Raw genomic sequence first — 16,310 nt, 5'->3', positions numbered from 1 at the left:
ATGAGTGGACAAACGCAGCGCATGACCGCGGCCGACGGCTTCGAGTCGTCGGTCTATGTCGCCCGGCCTTCGGGCCCGGCCCGGGGCGGGGTGGTCATCCTGCCCGAGATCTTCGGCGTCAACGCGCACATCCGGGCGGTGACCGATCGTTATGCCGCCAGGGGCTACCTCGCCGTGGCGCCCAGCGTGTTCGATCGGGTGCAGCGCGACCTCGACCTGGGCTACGGCGACGACGACGTCCGCCAGGGCCAGGCCCTGATGCGGGAGATCGACTGGGACCACGCGGTGATGGACATCGAGGCCGCAGGTGCGCTGGCCGCCGAGGCCGGTGCCGTGGGCATCGTGGGCTTCTGCTGGGGCGGCACGGCCGCCTGGGTCACGGCCGCGCGCGGGCAGGGTTTTGCCTGCGCGGTGTCGTACTACGGCAATGCCATTCCCACCGTGCTCCGGCCCGTGCCCCGCATTCCCATGATGTTGCATTGGGGGGAGCGCGATCACCTGGTGTCCCTGGACCGCATGAAGGAGCCGGGCCAGGCGGCGCCCGAGGCCGAGGTGCACTTCTACGCCACGGGCCACGGCTTCAACTGCGACGCCCGCCCGCTCTACCACGCGCCTTCTGCGCAACTGGCACAGGAGCGCACGCTTGCCTTCCTGGAAAGGCATGGCGTTTGAAACACCACCACGCACCAGCCCTCTCGCCCGCGACGGCGGAGGGCTTCGAGACCGTTGCCGCCGACCTGCGCTCGGATGCGGATCTCTGGAACGGCTTTGTCGATCTGTGCGCCATGGGCGGGCGCATGGCGGGCTCCGCCAGCGAAGCGCTGGCCCAGGACTGGGCCTTCGAGCGGCTCTGCGCCATCGGCCCCCTGGTCCGGCGGGACCCCACCGCCTACGCCGGCTGGCGCTGTGACCACAGCTCGCTCGTGTGCGAGCCGGACGGCCTGGCGCTCGACGCGGTGCCGCTCTTGGGCACGGCCTTCACGCCCGAGGCCGGGCTGGTCGCCCCGGTGCTGAACCTGGGGAGGGGAACGCCCGCCCAGATCGCCGAAGCGGGCACGTCGGTGCGCGGCAAGGTCGTGATGGTGGCGCATGAGTACCCGTTCTCCCTCGAGACGGTCCATCGCCGGGTCAAGCTGCAGGCCGCACAGGCGGCGGGCGCGGTCGGGTTCCTGATCGTGCAGCCCGAAGCCGGCATCGGCCCGGTGTCCGGCTCCTCCGGCCGCGCGGGCGGCCCGGGCATCCCCGCCATGGGCATTTCCGCCGAAGCCGCGCAGCAACTGGATCGGCCCGGCGCGCAGGTGCGCATGCGCGTGTTGGGCGAGGACCTTCCCGGGGCGAAAACCGACACGCTGGTGCTGGACCTGCCGGCGGGCGCCGGGGCCCGGGCCGAGCGCGTGGTCCTGTCGGCCCACCTCGACGGGCACCCGCTGGCTCAGAGCGCTCTGGACAACGCCACCGGCGTGACGGCCGTCCTGGCGATTGCGCGGGCGATGGCGCCCCACATGGCCCAGATGCGGCGCGGGCTGACCGTGTGCCTGTTCAGTGCCGAAGAATGGGCGCTCAACGGCTCCCGCGAATGGCTGCGTGCCTTGCCCGAGGAACAGCGGCGGTCCATCGCCCTGAACGTCAACCTGGACTCGCTCGATGGCTCGCCCTCGCTGACGGCGCTCACCTCCGGCTTCAGCGAACTCGGCGGCTTTGCCCGCGAGGGGGCCCAACGGGCGGGTGTCGAACTCGGGGTTCATCTGCCGCTGATGAGCAACAGCGACCACGCCAACTTCGCCGATGTGGGCATCCCCGCGTTGCGGCTGATCGCCGGCTTCAACGAGCCGGCCAGCTCGCTGCGCTGGCTGCTGACGCGCGCCGACACCTGGAAGCTGGCGGACAAGCACCGCCTGCTGCGGGCCACGCAAGCGTCGGCGGGGGTGCTGTGGCACGCGCTCAGCGCCCCCGATCTGGGGTTCCTCCGGCCCTCGCGCGGGACCGCGCCATGACGCGGACCGCCACGGTTGTCGGCGCCGGCCTGGTCGGGCTGAGCTGCGCCCGCGCGTTGCAGCGAGAGGGCTATGCGGTGACGGTGCTCGACCGCGAAGGCGTCTGCGCCGGCGCCAGCTTCGGCAACGCGGCGCACATCGCCACCGCCTCGGTGCTGCCCCAGGCCGCGCCGGGCATCCTGCGCCAGTTCTGGCGGCTGGCGCGCGACCCGGAAGGCCCCCTGATCGCCCGTCCGGGCTATGTGCTTCGACGGGCCGACTGGTTCGCGCGCTTCCTGGCGCAAGCGCGGCCGTCGCGCTACCAGGCCGGGGCGCAGGCCATGGCGGGCTTGATGGCCCAGGCCTGGCCCGCCTGGCGGACCCTGCTCGCCGACACCGCCGCCACGGACCTCATGCGGGAGACGGGCGCCTTGCATGTGTTCGGCTCGCCGGCCGCGCGGGCGCAGGCACAGGCCGCCTATGCGCTGCGCCGCCAGCTGGGCGTGCCGTGCGAAGACCTCACCGGCGACGAGGCCCGCGAACTCGAACCCGCGCTGGGTCCAAGCGTTCAGGCGGCGGTCCACATTCCCGGCATGGGGTTCGTGACGGACACCCAGGCGCTGGCGCATCGGATCGCGGCCCGCATTCAAGCCGAGGGCGGCCGCATCGAGATCGCGGAAGTCACCCAGATCGGCCCTCAGGGCGTGCAGGTGGCCGGCGCCGGGCGCGTGGCGGATCTCACCGTGCTCGCGGCGGGCGCCTGGTCCGACCGGTGGGCCCGGGCGCTCGGCATCGACGTGCCGGTGGTGGCGGAGCGCGGCTATCACCTGATGCTCCCTGCGACAGCCAGTGCGCTGAAGATGCCCGTGCTGCTCACCGAGAAAAAGATCGCGGTGACGCCCATGCGCCAGGGGTTGAGGCTCGCCAGCGTGGCCGAATTCGCGCCACCCGATGCGCCGCCCGACTTCGATCGGGCCTCCCGCGTTTTTCAGGGGCTGTCGGGCTGGGTGCCCGGTCTGGAGCAACCCGCCGTGTCCGCCTGGGTGGGCCCGCGCCCTTCCACCCCCGACAGCCGGCCCATCATCGGGCGCTCACCCCGGTTCCCGAGCGTGATCGCCGCTTGCGGGCACGGCCACCTGGGGCTCTCGCTCGCCGCCATCACGGGGCAGGCGGTGGCCGACCTGGCGCTGGAGAGACCGTCTTCGGTCCCCGAGGCGTGGGTCTCACCCGTCTGGCAACAGCGCAGCCGCTGACGCGCGTCCCGCCGTTTTCTTAGCTTTCGGCCGCCCCTGCCTGGCGCCGCGCCAGGGCCGCGTCGTAGAGCGCGTTGCGCGGCTGGCCGGTGATTTCCGCGCACAGGCGCACGGCCGTTTTCAGCGGCAGTTCGGCCAGCAGCAGGTCCAGCGTGCGCAAGGCCGCCGCGTCCACCGCCCCGGCCTCGGCGGCCTCGGCCGTCAGCGGATGCACCACCAACACGAACTCGCCGCGCGTGCGGTGCGTACCGCTTTGCAGCCAGCCGGGGAAGGCTTCGGCGGGCATGGGCGCGATCTCCTCGAACTGCTTGGTCAGCTCGCGTCCCACGGTGAGGGTGCGCTGCCCCAGCGTGGCCAGTTCCCTGGCCAAGGCCTCGATGCGGTGCGGAGCCTCCAGCAGCACACAGGCGCGGGCGTCGGCGCCGATCTGCTGCACTTCGCGCTGGCGCTCGGCCGCCTTGGGCGACAGGAAGCCGGCGAACACGAAGCGGCCGTCCCAGCCGCTGTGCCCAGCCACGCTGAGCAGCGCGGTGATGCTGCTGGCGCCGGGGATCGGCAGGCAGCGCAGGCCGGCGGCGGTCGCCGCCGCGACCAGGCGCGCGCCCGGGTCGCTCACGCCCGGCGTGCCGGCGTCGCTCACGTAGGCGATGCGCTGGCCTTCCTGCAGGCGCTGGACGACGGTCTGCGCGGCCTCGGCCTCGTTGTGCTCGTGCAGCGCCAGCAGCGGCTTGTGCAGACCGTAGCCCTGCAGCAGCGCGGCGGTGTGGCGCGTGTCCTCGCAGGCCACCGTGTCCACGAGGGAGAGCACCTGCAGCGCGCGCAGCCCGATGTCGGCCAGGTTGCCGATGGGGGTGGCGACCATGTAGAGCGCGCCCTGCGGATAATGCTGGTGCCCCGCGGCGTCACGGGCGGCGGCCAACAGGGATGGAGTGCTTGCAGACAATGTGGACATCCAGAAATCAGACCACCCGGGACCGGGGTGCTGCGGCAGAAGATGCGGCCCTGGCCCACTTGCTGTGCCATGGCCTGGCGCTGGTGCAGCGCAACTTCAGGACCCCGGGCCGCGGTGGCGGCGAAGTCGATTTGATTATGCGCGAGCCCGACGGCACGCTGGTCTTTGTCGAGGTGCGCCAGCGCGCCAGCCAGCGCCACGGGGGCGCCGGGGCGAGCATCACCGGGGCGAAGCAACGGCGCATCGTGTTCGCCGCGCGGCACTTTTTGCTGCGATGGGGCTCAGAGCCTGCATGCCGCTTCGATGTGGTGCTGATCGAAGGCGCGTTCGACGCGCCGACGCCGGCTCGCATCGAGTGGCTGCGCGCCGCTTTTGATGCCTCTGCGGCATTCTGAGCAATTTGATACACCCCTCACCGCTATGATCGCGCCATGCTTCTGCAACGCATCCAGCAACAGTTCATCGACAGCGCCGACCTGAAGTACCAGTGCGCGCAGTCCCTGGCGCCGCTGGTCGAATCCGCCATCGCCGCCGTGCTGGCCAGTGTCACCGGTGGTGGCAAGGTGCTGGCCTGCGGCAACGGTGCTTCGGCCGCCGCCGCACAGCACTTCGCGGCCAGTTTCATGGGGCGCTACGAGCGCGAGCGGCCCGAACTGGCCGCGCTTTCGCTGTCGTCCGACGCGGCGGTGCTGACCGGCATTGCCAACGATTTCGACGCCCGCGCGGTGTTCGCCCGCCAGGTGCGGGCGCTGGGCCAGGCCGGCGACGTGCTCCTGGTGCTGTCCACCAGCGGCAACTCGGCCAACGTGCTGGCGGCGGTGGAAGCCGCGCACGAGCGCGAGATGATCGTGGTGGCGCTCACGGGCGCGCGCGGCGGCCGGCTCTCGATGCAACTGCGCGACACCGACGTGCACCTGTGCGTGCCGCACGAGCTGCCGGCCCGCATCCTCGAAGTGCAGCACCTGGTGCTGCACTGCCTCTGCGACGGCGTGGACGCCCAGTTGCTGGGTCTGCCCGACGAGTCCAACATCCCTATGGAGAGTGCTTCATCATGAACCGTACCGACACCCCTTCCTTTCACCGCATCGCCGCCGCCGCGCTCGCCGTGGCCGCCCTGGGTGCCACGCTGAGCGCCTGCGCGCCGCTGGTGGTGGGCGGCGCGGCCGTGACCGCGCTGGTGGCGGTGGACCGGCGCACCTCGGGTGCCCAGCTGGACGACCAGGGCATCGAACTGCGCGCGTCCAACCGCCTCAAGGACGAGCTGGGCGACGCGCACGCGCGTTACGCCATCTCCAGCTACAACCGCCGCGTGCTGATCACGGGCGAGGCCTCCAGCGAGGCGGTCAAGACCAAGGTCACGCAGATTGTGACCGGCGTGGAGAACGTGCGCGAGGTCATCAACGAGCTGGGCGTGACCAACAGCCCCTCGCTCAAGGAGCGCGCGAGCGACACGCTGATCACCGGCCGGGTGAAGGCGTCGCTGGTGGACGCCAAGGACCTCACGGCCAGCGCCTTCAAGGTGGTGACCGAGCGTGGCACGGTGTACCTGATGGGCCGGGTGACGCAGCGCGAAGCCGACCGCGCCACCGACATCGCACGCAACACGCAGAGCGTGTCCCGCGTGGTGCGCGTGTTCGAGATCATTTCCGAGCAGGAACTCGTCAACATCGGCGCCGCCAAGCAGCCAGCGCCCACCAACCCCACGAAGTAAGCAAACAGCGGCGCCGGCGGTGGCGCCATCCAGAACACGGCGGAACCGGCTTCGCCGGGCCGCACGTGTTGCCCCCTGGGGGGTGACGCCGAAGGCGGCGCGGGGGGAGCTACTTCAAGCGTTTGATCAGGCTTGAGGTGTCCAGGCGCTGGCCGCCCATGGCCTGCACGTCGGCGTAGAACTGGTCCACCAGCGCGGTGACCGGCAGGCGCGCACCGTTGCGCTTGGCTTCGTCGAGCACCAGGCCCAGGTCCTTGCGCATCCAGTCCACGGCGAAGCCGAAGTCGAACTGGTCGGCCACCATGGTCTTGCCCCGGTTGTCCATTTGCCAGCTCTGGGCCGCGCCCTTGCCGATCACGTCGAGCACCTGAACCATGTCGAGCCCGGCCTTCTGGCCGAAGGCGATCGCCTCGGACAGGCCTTGCACCAGGCCGGCGATGCAGATCTGGTTGACCATCTTGGTGAGCTGGCCCGCGCCGCTCTCGCCCAGGCGGGTGAAGGCGCGCGAGAAGGCCATGGCCGCCGGCCTGACCGAGTCGAACGCCGCCGTTTCGCCGCCGCACATCACGGTCAGGGCGCCGTTCTGCGCACCAGCCTGACCGCCCGAGACGGGTGCGTCCACAAAGGCAATGCCCAGGGTCTTGCCCGCGCCGTGCAGCTCGCGCGCCACGTCGGCCGAGGCGGTGGTGTGGTCCACGAACACCGCGCCGGGGGCCATGCCGGCGAAAGCGCCGTCGGCACCGAGCGTGATCGAGCGCAGGTCGTCGTCGTTGCCCACGCAGGCGAACACGATGTCGGCGCCCTGGGCCGCTTCGCGCGGCGTGGGCTTGTGCGCGCCGCCGAATTCGGCCACCCAGGCCGCGGCCTTGGCGCCGGAGCGGTTGTAGACCGTGACGGTGTGGCCGGCGCGCGCCAGGTGCCCCGCCATGGGATAGCCCATGACGCCCAGGCCGATGAAGGCGACCTTGCGCGCAGGGGTGGATTCGTAGGTGCGTTCAGCGATGCTGGTCATGTGAAGAAGCTTCCAATACAAGAAATGTCGCGGAACCGGCTTTGCCGGGCCGCAGACATTGTCCCCTTGAGGGGGTGACGCGCGCCAGCGCGGCGCGGGGGTGGGTCAGACTATCGTGAGGTGCTCGGTGCCCGCGGCCAGGTCGAGCGACTTGGCGCGCTGGCTGTTGAGCTTGATCTGCAGGCGCAGGTCGTTGAGCGAATCGGCGTTGCGCAATGCGTCTTCCAGCGTGATGAGGTTGGCCTCGAAGGCGTTGAACAGCGCCTGGTCGAAGGTCTGCATGCCCATCTGGGTGCTCTTCTTCATGATCTCCTTGATCTCGGCGACATCGCCCTTGAAGATCAGGTCGGAGATCAGCGGCGAGTTCAACATGATCTCCACCGCCGCGTGCCGGCCCTTGTTGTCCTGGCGCGGCACCAGGCGCTGGGAGATCAGGGCGCGCAGGTTCAGCGACAGGTCCATCAGCAGTTGCGCACGGCGCTCTTCGGGGAAGAAGTTGATGATGCGGTCCAGCGCCTGGTTGGCGCTGTTGGCGTGCAACGTGGCCAGGCACAGGTGGCCGGTTTCGGAGAACTGGATCGCGTGCTCCATGGCCTCGCGGTCGCGGATCTCGCCCATCAGGATCACGTCGGGCGCCTGGCGCAGCGTGTTCTTCAGCGCGGCCTCCCAGCTGTCCGTGTCCAGACCCACCTCGCGCTGCGTCACCACGCAGTTCTTGTGGGGGTGCACGAATTCGATCGGGTCTTCCACCGTGATGATGTGGCCGTGGGTGTTCTCGTTGCGCCAGTCCACCATCGATGCCAGCGAGGTGGACTTGCCCGAGCCCGTGGCACCGACCAGGATGCACAGGCCCCGCTTGGACAGCGCCACGTCCTTGAGCACCTGGGGCAGGCCGAGCTTGTCGATGGTGGGCAGCACGGCGGGAATCGTGCGCAGCACCATGCCGACCTTGCCCTGCTGGATGAAGGCATTGACGCGGAAGCGCCCGATGGCGGGCGGCGAGATCGCGAAATTGCACTCCTTCGAGCGCTCGAACTCGGCGGCCTGCTTGTCGTTCATGATGGCGCGCGCCAGCGCCAGCGTGTGCGTGGCGTTCAGCGGCTGCGGCGACACCTTGACGATGGAGCCGTCGACCTTGATCGCCGGCGGGAAGTCGGCGGTGAGGAACAGGTCGCTGCCCGAGCGGCTGAGCATGAGGCGCAGCAGGTCGTTGATGAATTTGGATGCCTGGTCGCGTTCCATGGTGCCTGCCTTCCTTGGCTGATCAGCCGGGGAAATTTTCCGGGATCTTCGCCTTGCCGCGCGCTTCCGCCGGGCTGATGACGTTGCGCTTGACCAGGTCCGAGAGGTTCTGGTCCAGCGTCTGCATGCCCACGCTGTTGCCGGTCTGGATGGCCGAGTACATCTGCGCCACCTTGGCTTCGCGGATCAGGTTGCGGATCGCGCTGGTGCCCAGCATGATCTCGTGCGCCGCGACGCGGCCCGTGCCGTCCTTGGTCTTGCACAGCGTCTGGGAGATCACCGCCACCAGCGATTCGGACAGCATCGCGCGCACCATGTCCTTTTCTTCGGCCGGGAACACGTCGATGATGCGGTCGATGGTCTTGGCCGCGCTGGAGGTGTGCAGCGTGCCGAACACCAGGTGGCCGGTTTCGGCGGCGGTCATGGCCAGGCGGATGGTTTCGAGGTCGCGCATTTCACCGACCAGGATCGCGTCCGGGTCCTCGCGCAGCGCCGAGCGCAGCGCGTTCGAGAAGCTCAGCGTGTGCGGGCCGACCTCGCGCTGGTTGACCAGGCACTTCTTGGACTCGTGCACGAACTCCACCGGGTCTTCCACCGTGAGGATGTGGCCGTACTCGGTTTCATTGAGGTGGTTGACCATGCCGGCCAGCGTGGTGGACTTGCCCGAACCCGTGGGCCCGGTCACCAGCACCAGGCCGCGCGGGCGCAGGGCGAGGTCGCCGAAGATCCGGGGCGCGTTGAGCTGCTCCAGTGTGAGGATCTTGCTCGGGATGGTCCGGAACACCGCGCCGGCACCGCGGTTGTGGTTGAACGCGTTGACGCGGAAGCGGGCCAGGCCTTCGATCTCGAACGAGAAGTCGCACTCCAGGAATTCCTCGTACTGTTTGCGCTGGCTGTCGTTCATGATGTCGTACACCATGCCGTGGACCTGCTTGTGGTCCAGCGGTTCGACGTTGATGCGTCGCACATCACCATGCACCCGTATCATGGGTGGAAGACCGGCCGAGAGATGAAGATCGGATGCTTTGTTCTTGACGCTGAAGGCAAGCAGTTGGGTGATATCCATCCCGGGGTCCCGTGCGGTGTTGAGGTATGACGGCAGATTATGACGACCATTGAACGCAATCTCCAAGGGTTGAAGGAGCGCATCGCACGGGCGTGCGCGCAGGCCGGACGCCCTGTGGATGAGGTGGTTTTGCTCGCGGTGTCCAAGACCTTCGGGCCGGAGGCCGTTCGTCAGGCGCAGGCTGCCGGCCAGCGGTGTTTTGGTGAAAACTACGTGCAGGAAGGCGTCGAGAAGATCCTTGCCTTGCGCGAGTCGGCTGTTGCGCCGATGCCAACGGAATGGCACTGCATCGGTCCTCTGCAAAGCAACAAGACCCGCCTGGTGGCTGCGCATTTCGACTGGGTGCAATCGGTCGACCGGCTCAAGATCGCCGAGCGCCTGAACGAGCAGCGGCCCCAAGGGCTGCGGCCCTTGCAGGTCTGCCTGCAGGTCAACGTGGACGGGGGTCTCACAAAAGCGGGTGTGGCCCCGGCCGAATTGCATGAGCTGGCCCAGGCGGTGGCGCGTTTGCCGAACCTGCGGCTGCGCGGCCTGATGTGCATACCCGAGCCGGCCGAGACCTTCGAGGCGCAGCGCGCGGTGTTCCTGCAGGCCAGGACCTTGTTCGACGAGCTCAACGGTGCCGGCTTTGCGCTCGACACGCTCTCGATGGGCATGAGCGACGACCTGGAAGCGGCCATCGTCGCCGGCTCGACCATGGTGCGCGTGGGCCGCGCCGTGTTCGGCGGCCGCCCCGCCAAAGTCACTTCGCCGGCTTGACCGTCCCGCAGTCCGCCGAGAGCCACTTGCCCTGACCGTCCATGGTCGTGGTCTGGGGCTTGCCCTGGTGCATGCTGTTGATCACCATCTTCATGGTGTAGGCGGTGTCGCCGCTGAAGGTGTAGGTGCCTTCGCCGGAGGACGGCGGCTTCTTGCAGACGAAACTCATCTTCAGCGTGCTGGCGCTGCGCGAGGTGACGGTGCTGGTGCATTCGCCCTGCATCGGCAGGTCCTGCTTCGCGGCCATCTCGGGCGTGATGCAGACCTTCATGGCCATGCCGCCGCCCGAGCCCTGTGCGGGCATGCCCATGCCCTGCTTGGCCAGCATGTCTTCCATCTGCTTGCGCTGCGCCGGTGACATGCCGGCCATCTGCTGCTGCATCTGCGCCCTGGCCTGGTCCATCTGGGCGTTGCCGCCCATCTTCTGGCTCATTTCCCACAGGCCGGGCTTGATGCTCTGGGCGTGAGCGGTGGCGGCTGCGAGGGTGACGCCCGACAGCAGGGCGGCGAGGGCGGTGGTGATGCGGCGCATGGCAGCTCCCGGGAGTGAGAGGGCCATTGTGCTGCGCCGAATGCCACGTTGCCGAGAAATGCCCCCGGGGGGTATGTGTAGTTCTAATTAACTATATTGGGGTTGGCCAAGCGGATGGCTGCTTGGCGATTCAGGGAGGAACGCACGATGATGAAAAATGGCTGTGCCACGCGCCCGGGGATGTGGGCACTGGCGTTGGCGTTTGCGCTGGCGGGTTGCGGCGGTGGGACGGGTAGTGAGGGCGCGTCGCGCACACCGCAGGAGGAGATTGCCCGGCTGGAAGCCAGTGGTGAGTTGCCGGTGCTTGAACGCGAGCCCACGCTCGCCGGGATTGATGCGAACGCCAACGGTGTTCGGGATGACATTGAACGGTACATCGAGAAAAAGTATGCGGAGCCCGCGCAGCGCAAGGCGGCGATGCAGACGGCACGGGCGTATCGACGAATGCTGTTGGTGGACACCAGCAATCCGACGGTAGTGGACGAGGCTGTAGAGGCCAGCGCCCGAGCCGTTGATTGTGTCTTTGACACCTTCGCAGGGGTAGAAGCTTCTCAGCTGTCTGGGGAGATTGAGTCGATGTCCACCAACACCAAAGACCGGTTGAAGGCTTACATCGCATTCAACAAGGCCGCCAGCGGCTCAGTGTCGAGCTCGTTCAAGGGGCGCGGCTGTGATTGAAGTTTTTTCCCAATGGCCACGTATGTGGCTTCTGTTTTTTTCTTTTGTAGTGCCTCTATCGGCAGTGGCAGGAGATCAATGCGAAAAGAGTGGCGTGGTGTTCGGATTCTTCAATGGGGTCCAGACCACACTGCCTCAAGCGAGTGAGGCTCGAAGAAGGCTGGAGGATCTCTACGGTCCCGCGACACCTCAAGGCGAGTCCATCACCTACCAGCTCTTCTACAACGACACCCAAGGCTTCGCCGATTTCGTGGAGACCTTCGACCAGCGGCTGAACGAACATGGAAGCCTGCTGGCCGGTCGGTTCGAACTGTTCTTTTCAGCGGCGCGAGGAGAAGGTTTCTGGTGGAAGGCGCTGACCTTGGCCATTCCCAGCCTGGTGCAATTCCTCGATGACCTGTTCGATCTGTCGCGCGCAGCGCTGATGCGCGAACTGACCGCCAGTCTAGGGAGCCCCAGTATGGGTGAGGTAGCCGCTCGACATCGCGATCAGATCGATCTCTGGACGGGCCAGCAGAAGAAGATGCTGTTCTTCGCCCATTCCCAGGGCAACCTCTTCGTGAACCGGGCGTATGCCCATGCCGCGAGCAAGAGCGAGGGCAAAGACGTGCGGGTGGTGCACGTGGCGCCCGCGTCACCGACGCTTTCCGGCGCCCACACGCTCGCGGACAAGGACATGGTCATCAACGGCTTGCGGCTCATCGGCGCCGTGGTGGCCAACACCACGGAGATACCGCCGTACATGAGCCGACCAGCGGGGCTCAATGGCAAAGGGGACCTGATCGGCCATGGGCTTCTCGAGATCTACCTCAATCCCGCGTTGGCCACGGCGGGGCGGATTCGCGAGCATGTGCTGACTGCGCTGCGAGAGCTGGACGCCTTGCCGAGCAAGCCCATGCCGCCGTTTCCGGACTTTGTGGCAAGTCCGTGGGAGGGGGGCCAAAGACCTTGGGAGCGTCGTGCTCCGCTTGAATCCACACACCGGCTGGAGAAGGTCACGTACGAAAGCACCGCGCCTCAGACTTTCGTTTGGACCCTATACGGATGGTCACATCAATCGATCGAGGACAGGAGACCTTACACAGAAACGTGGACCTTTTGGGGGCCTGGCATGGGCGGCCAAAAGAAATGCGAATGGGCTGAACATCCCTATCCTGCAGATGATGAGACGCTGTATGCGAGGACATGCACGTATGACAGGGTCCCCTGGGATATGCCTTACATCAGCTTGGCCAACGCCGAGGAGTTGAGGGCGCTCCCCGAAGTTCGCGTCGGCACGGAGGTCAGCTTGACCAAGTTCACCATTCCAGCTTACTTGAGCATTTCCATAGACGTTATCCGGTTTTTCTCCGGCTATGACGGCCTTTGGAACCAATACGAACGGCGCTACTGGCAGGAGCCCTACCGAGTTCGCGATCCTCATATGGTGCTGAACGAGCCAGAAATCCGTGCATGGGACGCCGCCTACGAGGCCTATCGGCAGGAGGACGCCCGTCGCTACGACCGGCATCTCGCGGCAAAGGCTGAGTATGAGGAAAAGCGGCGCCGCTGTGCGGCGCCTGCGGCGTGACGCGTCACAACGGCAGCCTTGAGCTGTTCTTCACCTCTTCCATCACCGCATAGGTCCGCGTCTCGCGCACCCCCGGCAACTGCCACAGCACGCTGCCGGCGAAGTCGCGGTAGGCGGCCATGTCGGCCATGCGGGTCTTGAGCAGGTAGTCGAAGCCGCCGGCGACCATGTGGCATTCCATGATTTCGTCGCGCACCTGCACCGCGGCCTTGAACTCGTTGAACACGTTGGGGGTGGTGCGGTCGAGCAGCACCTCGACGAAGACCATCATGCCCCGCCCGAGCTTGAGCGGGTTCAGCCGCGCCTCGTAGCCCAGGATGTAGCCGTCGCGCTGCAGGCGCTGCGTGCGCGCGAGCACGGCGGTGGGGGAGAGCGCCACCGCCTCGGCGAGCTTGAGGTTGGTCAGCCGGCCATCGGCCTGCAGGAGTTGCAGGATCTTCAGGTCGATGCGGTCGAGTTCGTCAGGCATGTTGGTGAATTATCCGGTTTGATGGCAAATCTTTGGTGAAAAACTCGTCTGAATGAGCGGCAACATGCGTGAATTCACCGATCCATCGCTTTCTGGAGCCCTCCATGCCCCGTGCCCAAGACCGCCTGCCGTTTCCCTACCGCCCGGAGGCCGGCGTGCTGGCTCAGCGACTGGGGGCGCTGAAGGGCGCGCTGGACTGGGCGGCGGCGGCCGGCGACGCGGCGCCCTGGGTGCGTGCGGTGCGCGAGAACCCGCCGCCGTTCTGGGCGATGGAAAGCCTGCTGAAGGAATACCCGATCTCCAGCGCCGAAGGCCTGGCCCTCATGCGGCTGGCCGAGGCGCTGCTGCGCGTGCCCGATGCCGAGACGGCGATCGCGCTCACCGCCGACCAGCTGGGGAGGGCCGATTTCGACGGCGCGGCCGACTCGACGCTGGCGCGCCTATCGTCCACGGCCATTGCCATGTCCAAACACTTCCTGCCGTCGGTGGGCAGCGAGCCCGGCCTGATGGCCAAGCTGGGCGCCAGGACCGTGGTGGCCGCCACGCTGCGCGCGGTGCAGTTGCTGGGTCGCCAGTTCGTGCTGGGGCAGACCATCGTCGAGGGCATGAAGGAAGCCGCCGCGGCGCGCAAGCGCCAGGCCAACCTGCGCTTCAGCTTCGACATGCTGGGCGAGGGCGCGCGCACCGATGAAGACGCCCTGCGTTACCTCGAGAGCTACCGCAACGCCATCGCCGCCATCGCGCGCAGCGCCGACCCCGCGCGGCACCCGAGCCAGAACGACGGCATCTCCATCAAGCTCAGCGCGCTGCACCCCCGCTACGAGGACGCGCAGCACGATCGTGTGATGCGCGAGCTGGTGCCGCGCGTGTGGTCGCTGTGCGAGGCGGCGGCTGCCGCCCACCTCAATCTCACCATCGACGCGGAAGAGGTGGACCGGCTCGAGCTGTCGCTGGCCGTGTTCGAGGCGCTGGCAACGCGGGTGGCGCAGCACTGCCCGCAATGGCAGGGCTTCGGCCTGGCCTTGCAGGCCTACCAGACGCGGGCGGTGGAGCTGATCGAGCACGTGGCGGACCTGGCGCGGCAACACCGGCTCAAGTTCATGTGCCGCCTTGTGAAGGGCGCCTACTGGGACGCCGAGATCAAGCGCGCGCAGGAGCTGGGCCTGCCGGCCTACCCGGTGTTCACGCAGAAGCCGCACACCGATGTGAGCTACCTGGCTTGCGCGCGCGCCTTGCTCGCGGCGCACGATGCGATCCACCCGCAGTTCGCCACGCACAACGCGGGCACCATCGCGGCCATCCTGCAGATGGCGGGAAAGCAGGGCACGCCCTTCGAGCTGCAGCGCCTGCACGGCATGGGTGAGGGTATCTACCGCGAGGTGCTGAAGAACCCGGCCGTCTCGTGCCGCGTCTATGCCCCGGTGGGCGCGCACCGCGACCTGCTGGCCTATCTGGTGCGCCGCCTGCTGGAGAACGGCGCGAACTCGTCGTTCGTGCACCAGCTGGCCGACGAATCGGTGGGCATGGATGAGCTGCTGGTGTCGCCGCTGGCGCAGTCCCGGCCGGAGGCCGTCGCGTCCTCGCTGCCCCTGCCGCCGGATCTGTACGGACCGGCGCGCCCCAACAGCCAGGGACTGGACCTCGCGGTGGCCGCGCACCGCGAGCCGCTGCTGGCCGCGCACGCGGCGCTGGTGGTGCCGGCGGTGGCCGAGTCCCGTGCCGCCGACGCGCCGGCCGCCGTGGAGGCCGCCGTGCGGGCCTTTGCCGGCTGGAACCATGCGCCGCTGACCGAGCGCGCGGCCGTGCTGCGACGTGCGGCCGATGCGCTGCAACAGCAGATGCCGCGCCTGTGTGCGCTGCTGGTGAAGGAGGCGCACAAGGGCTGGGGCGATGCGGTGTCCGAGGTGCGCGAGGCGATCGACTTCCTGCGCTACTACGCGAACGACGCCGAGCGCGTGATGGCGCCGCAGACGCTGCCGGGTCCCACGGGCGAGAGCAACACGCTGCGGCTCGAAGGGCGCGGCGCCTGGGTGTGCATCAGCCCGTGGAATTTCCCGCTGGCGATCTTCATCGGCCAGGTGGCGGCCGCGCTGGTCACCGGCAACACCGTGCTGGCCAAGCCCGCCGAGCAGACCCCCGCCATCGCGCTCGAAGCGGTGAAGCTGCTGCATGCGGCGGGTGTGCCGGCCGAGGCGCTGCAATTGCTGCACGGCCCGGGCGACACCGTGGGCGCGGCCCTGGTGGCGCAGGCGGGTGTGGCCGGCGTGGTGTTCACCGGTTCGACGCAGGTGGCCAAGCTGATCCAGCGCGCGCTGGCCGCGAAAGACGGTCCCCTCGTGCCGCTGATCGCCGAGACCGGCGGCATCAACGCCATGCTGGTGGACAGCACGGCCCTGCCCGAGCAGGTGGCCGACGCCGTGGTGCAGAGTGCGTTCCGCAGCGCCGGCCAGCGCTGTTCGGCGCTGCGCCTGCTGTGTGTGCACGAGGCCGTGGCCGACGGCGTGATCGCCATGATCGGGGGCGCCGCGAGCGAACTGGTGGCCGGGGATCCGTCGGCGCTGTCGACCGACCTGGGCCCTGTCATCGACGCCGAGGCCTTCGAGGGCATCGCGCGCCATCTTCAGCGCCTGCGCCAGCAGGCCCGGCCCCTGCTGGAGGCGCGCCCCTCGACCGATCTGCCGCAGCTGGTCGCGCCGCAGATGTTCGAGGTGGGGGACATCGCCGAGGTGGGGCAGGAAATCTTCGGCCCGGTGCTGCAGGTGGTGCGCTGGAGCGGCGATCCGATGGCCGTCATCCAGCGAATCAACGCGCTGGGCTACGGCCTCACGCTGGGCATCCAGACCCGCATCGACAGCCGTGCGCTGGCACTGGCCGGCGCGGCCCGCGTGGGCAACGTCTATGTGAACCGCAACATGATCGGTGCCGTCGTGGGTGTGCAGCCTTTCGGCGGGGAAGGCCTCAGCGGCACCGGCCCCAAGGCGGGCGGCCCGCACTACCTGCAGCGCTTCTGCGCCGAACAGACGCTGACCATCAACACCACGGCGGCCGGTGGCAATGTGGCCCTGTTCACCGGGTAACAATCCGACGCGTTTC

At 68.2% G+C, this 16,310-nt stretch carries 16 protein-coding genes; 10 read left to right on the top strand and 6 right to left on the bottom strand.

Annotated elements, in window-relative coordinates:
- Genes AC07ZS_RS02365 through AC07ZS_RS02355 form a run of 3 tightly spaced genes read left to right on the top strand, consistent with a single transcriptional unit; the run spans position 1 to position 3,226 of the window.
- The gene (locus AC07ZS_RS02365; RefSeq protein WP_494797028.1) at positions 1-672 is read left to right on the top strand and encodes a dienelactone hydrolase family protein; all 672 of its coding nucleotides are present in this window, start codon (positions 1-3) and stop codon (positions 670-672) included.
- Entirely contained in the window at positions 669-1,994 is a 1,326-nt protein-coding gene (locus AC07ZS_RS02360) for a M28 family peptidase (RefSeq protein ID WP_494797027.1), read from the top strand. The genes AC07ZS_RS02365 and AC07ZS_RS02360 overlap by 4 nt, the downstream gene beginning before the upstream one ends.
- Positions 1,991-3,226, top strand: a complete 1,236-nt coding sequence (locus tag AC07ZS_RS02355) for an NAD(P)/FAD-dependent oxidoreductase (protein ID WP_494797026.1) — start codon at positions 1,991-1,993, stop codon at positions 3,224-3,226. The genes AC07ZS_RS02360 and AC07ZS_RS02355 overlap by 4 nt, the downstream gene beginning before the upstream one ends.
- Before the next feature lie 19 nt (positions 3,227-3,245).
- Here AC07ZS_RS02355 and rsmI read toward each other — a convergent pair whose 3' ends face one another.
- Entirely contained in the window at positions 3,246-4,178 is a 933-nt protein-coding gene (gene rsmI / locus AC07ZS_RS02350; RefSeq protein WP_494797025.1) for a 16S rRNA (cytidine(1402)-2'-O)-methyltransferase, read from the bottom strand.
- Here rsmI and AC07ZS_RS02345 point away from each other — a divergent pair.
- The 3 genes from AC07ZS_RS02345 to AC07ZS_RS02335 are packed head-to-tail and all read left to right on the top strand — an operon-like array spanning position 4,169 to position 5,889.
- Entirely contained in the window at positions 4,169-4,573 is a 405-nt protein-coding gene (locus tag AC07ZS_RS02345; RefSeq protein WP_494797024.1) for a YraN family protein, read from the top strand. The two genes, rsmI and AC07ZS_RS02345, sit on opposite strands and share 10 nt — an antisense overlap.
- Before the next feature lie 36 nt (positions 4,574-4,609).
- Positions 4,610-5,233 (top strand): SIS domain-containing protein, encoded by a 624-nt coding sequence (locus tag AC07ZS_RS02340; RefSeq protein WP_494797023.1) that lies wholly within the window; start codon positions 4,610-4,612, stop codon positions 5,231-5,233.
- The gene (locus tag AC07ZS_RS02335; RefSeq protein WP_494797022.1) at positions 5,230-5,889 is read left to right on the top strand and encodes a BON domain-containing protein; all 660 of its coding nucleotides are present in this window, start codon (positions 5,230-5,232) and stop codon (positions 5,887-5,889) included. The genes AC07ZS_RS02340 and AC07ZS_RS02335 overlap by 4 nt, the downstream gene beginning before the upstream one ends.
- Before the next feature lie 109 nt (positions 5,890-5,998).
- Here the strand turns inward: AC07ZS_RS02335 and AC07ZS_RS02330 are convergent, their stop codons facing one another.
- From AC07ZS_RS02330 to AC07ZS_RS02320, 3 genes are all read right to left on the bottom strand, one after another.
- Entirely contained in the window at positions 5,999-6,901 is a 903-nt protein-coding gene (locus AC07ZS_RS02330) for an NAD(P)-dependent oxidoreductase (protein WP_494797021.1), read from the bottom strand.
- Positions 6,902-7,006: 105 nt separating this feature from the next.
- Positions 7,007-8,143 (bottom strand): PilT/PilU family type 4a pilus ATPase, encoded by a 1,137-nt coding sequence (locus AC07ZS_RS02325; protein WP_494797020.1) that lies wholly within the window; start codon positions 8,141-8,143, stop codon positions 7,007-7,009.
- A 22-nt stretch (positions 8,144-8,165) separates the two neighbouring features.
- Entirely contained in the window at positions 8,166-9,209 is a 1,044-nt protein-coding gene (locus tag AC07ZS_RS02320) for a type IV pilus twitching motility protein PilT (protein ID WP_494797019.1), read from the bottom strand.
- Between the two features lie 39 nt (positions 9,210-9,248).
- On the opposite strand from AC07ZS_RS02320, the gene AC07ZS_RS02315 reads away from it, so the two are divergent.
- The gene (locus AC07ZS_RS02315) at positions 9,249-9,968 is read left to right on the top strand and encodes a YggS family pyridoxal phosphate-dependent enzyme (protein ID WP_494797018.1); all 720 of its coding nucleotides are present in this window, start codon (positions 9,249-9,251) and stop codon (positions 9,966-9,968) included.
- On the opposite strand, the gene AC07ZS_RS02310 is transcribed toward AC07ZS_RS02315, so the two are convergent.
- Entirely contained in the window at positions 9,952-10,500 is a 549-nt protein-coding gene (locus AC07ZS_RS02310) for a DUF3617 domain-containing protein (protein WP_494797017.1), read from the bottom strand. The two genes, AC07ZS_RS02315 and AC07ZS_RS02310, sit on opposite strands and share 17 nt — an antisense overlap.
- 147 nt (positions 10,501-10,647) lie before the next feature.
- Between AC07ZS_RS02310 and AC07ZS_RS02305 the strand changes: the two genes are divergently transcribed.
- Both AC07ZS_RS02305 and AC07ZS_RS02300 read left to right on the top strand, forming a co-directional pair.
- Positions 10,648-11,178, top strand: a complete 531-nt coding sequence (locus AC07ZS_RS02305; protein WP_494797016.1) for a hypothetical protein — start codon at positions 10,648-10,650, stop codon at positions 11,176-11,178.
- A gap of 22 nt (positions 11,179-11,200) precedes the next feature.
- On the top strand, positions 11,201-12,748 hold the full coding sequence (locus tag AC07ZS_RS02300) for a hypothetical protein (RefSeq protein ID WP_494797015.1): 1,548 nt from the start codon (positions 11,201-11,203) through the stop codon (positions 12,746-12,748).
- Positions 12,749-12,752: 4 nt separating this feature from the next.
- On the opposite strand, the gene AC07ZS_RS02295 is transcribed toward AC07ZS_RS02300, so the two are convergent.
- Positions 12,753-13,217: an Lrp/AsnC ligand binding domain-containing protein gene (locus tag AC07ZS_RS02295; protein ID WP_494797014.1), complete on the bottom strand. Its 465-nt coding sequence runs from the start codon at positions 13,215-13,217 to the stop codon at positions 12,753-12,755.
- A gap of 104 nt (positions 13,218-13,321) precedes the next feature.
- Here AC07ZS_RS02295 and putA point away from each other — a divergent pair, with 104 nt between their 5' ends.
- A complete protein-coding gene (gene putA, locus AC07ZS_RS02290) occupies positions 13,322-16,294 on the top strand; it encodes a bifunctional proline dehydrogenase/L-glutamate gamma-semialdehyde dehydrogenase PutA (protein WP_494797013.1) in 2,973 nt (990 codons plus the stop codon).
- Positions 16,295-16,310 lie beyond the last annotated feature (16 nt).

The organism is Hydrogenophaga sp. GW456-12-10-14-TSB4 (genome assembly GCF_059424305.1).
The sequence above is the reverse complement of the archived record's forward strand: the minus strand, read 5'-3'. Positions and strand labels throughout refer to the sequence as shown.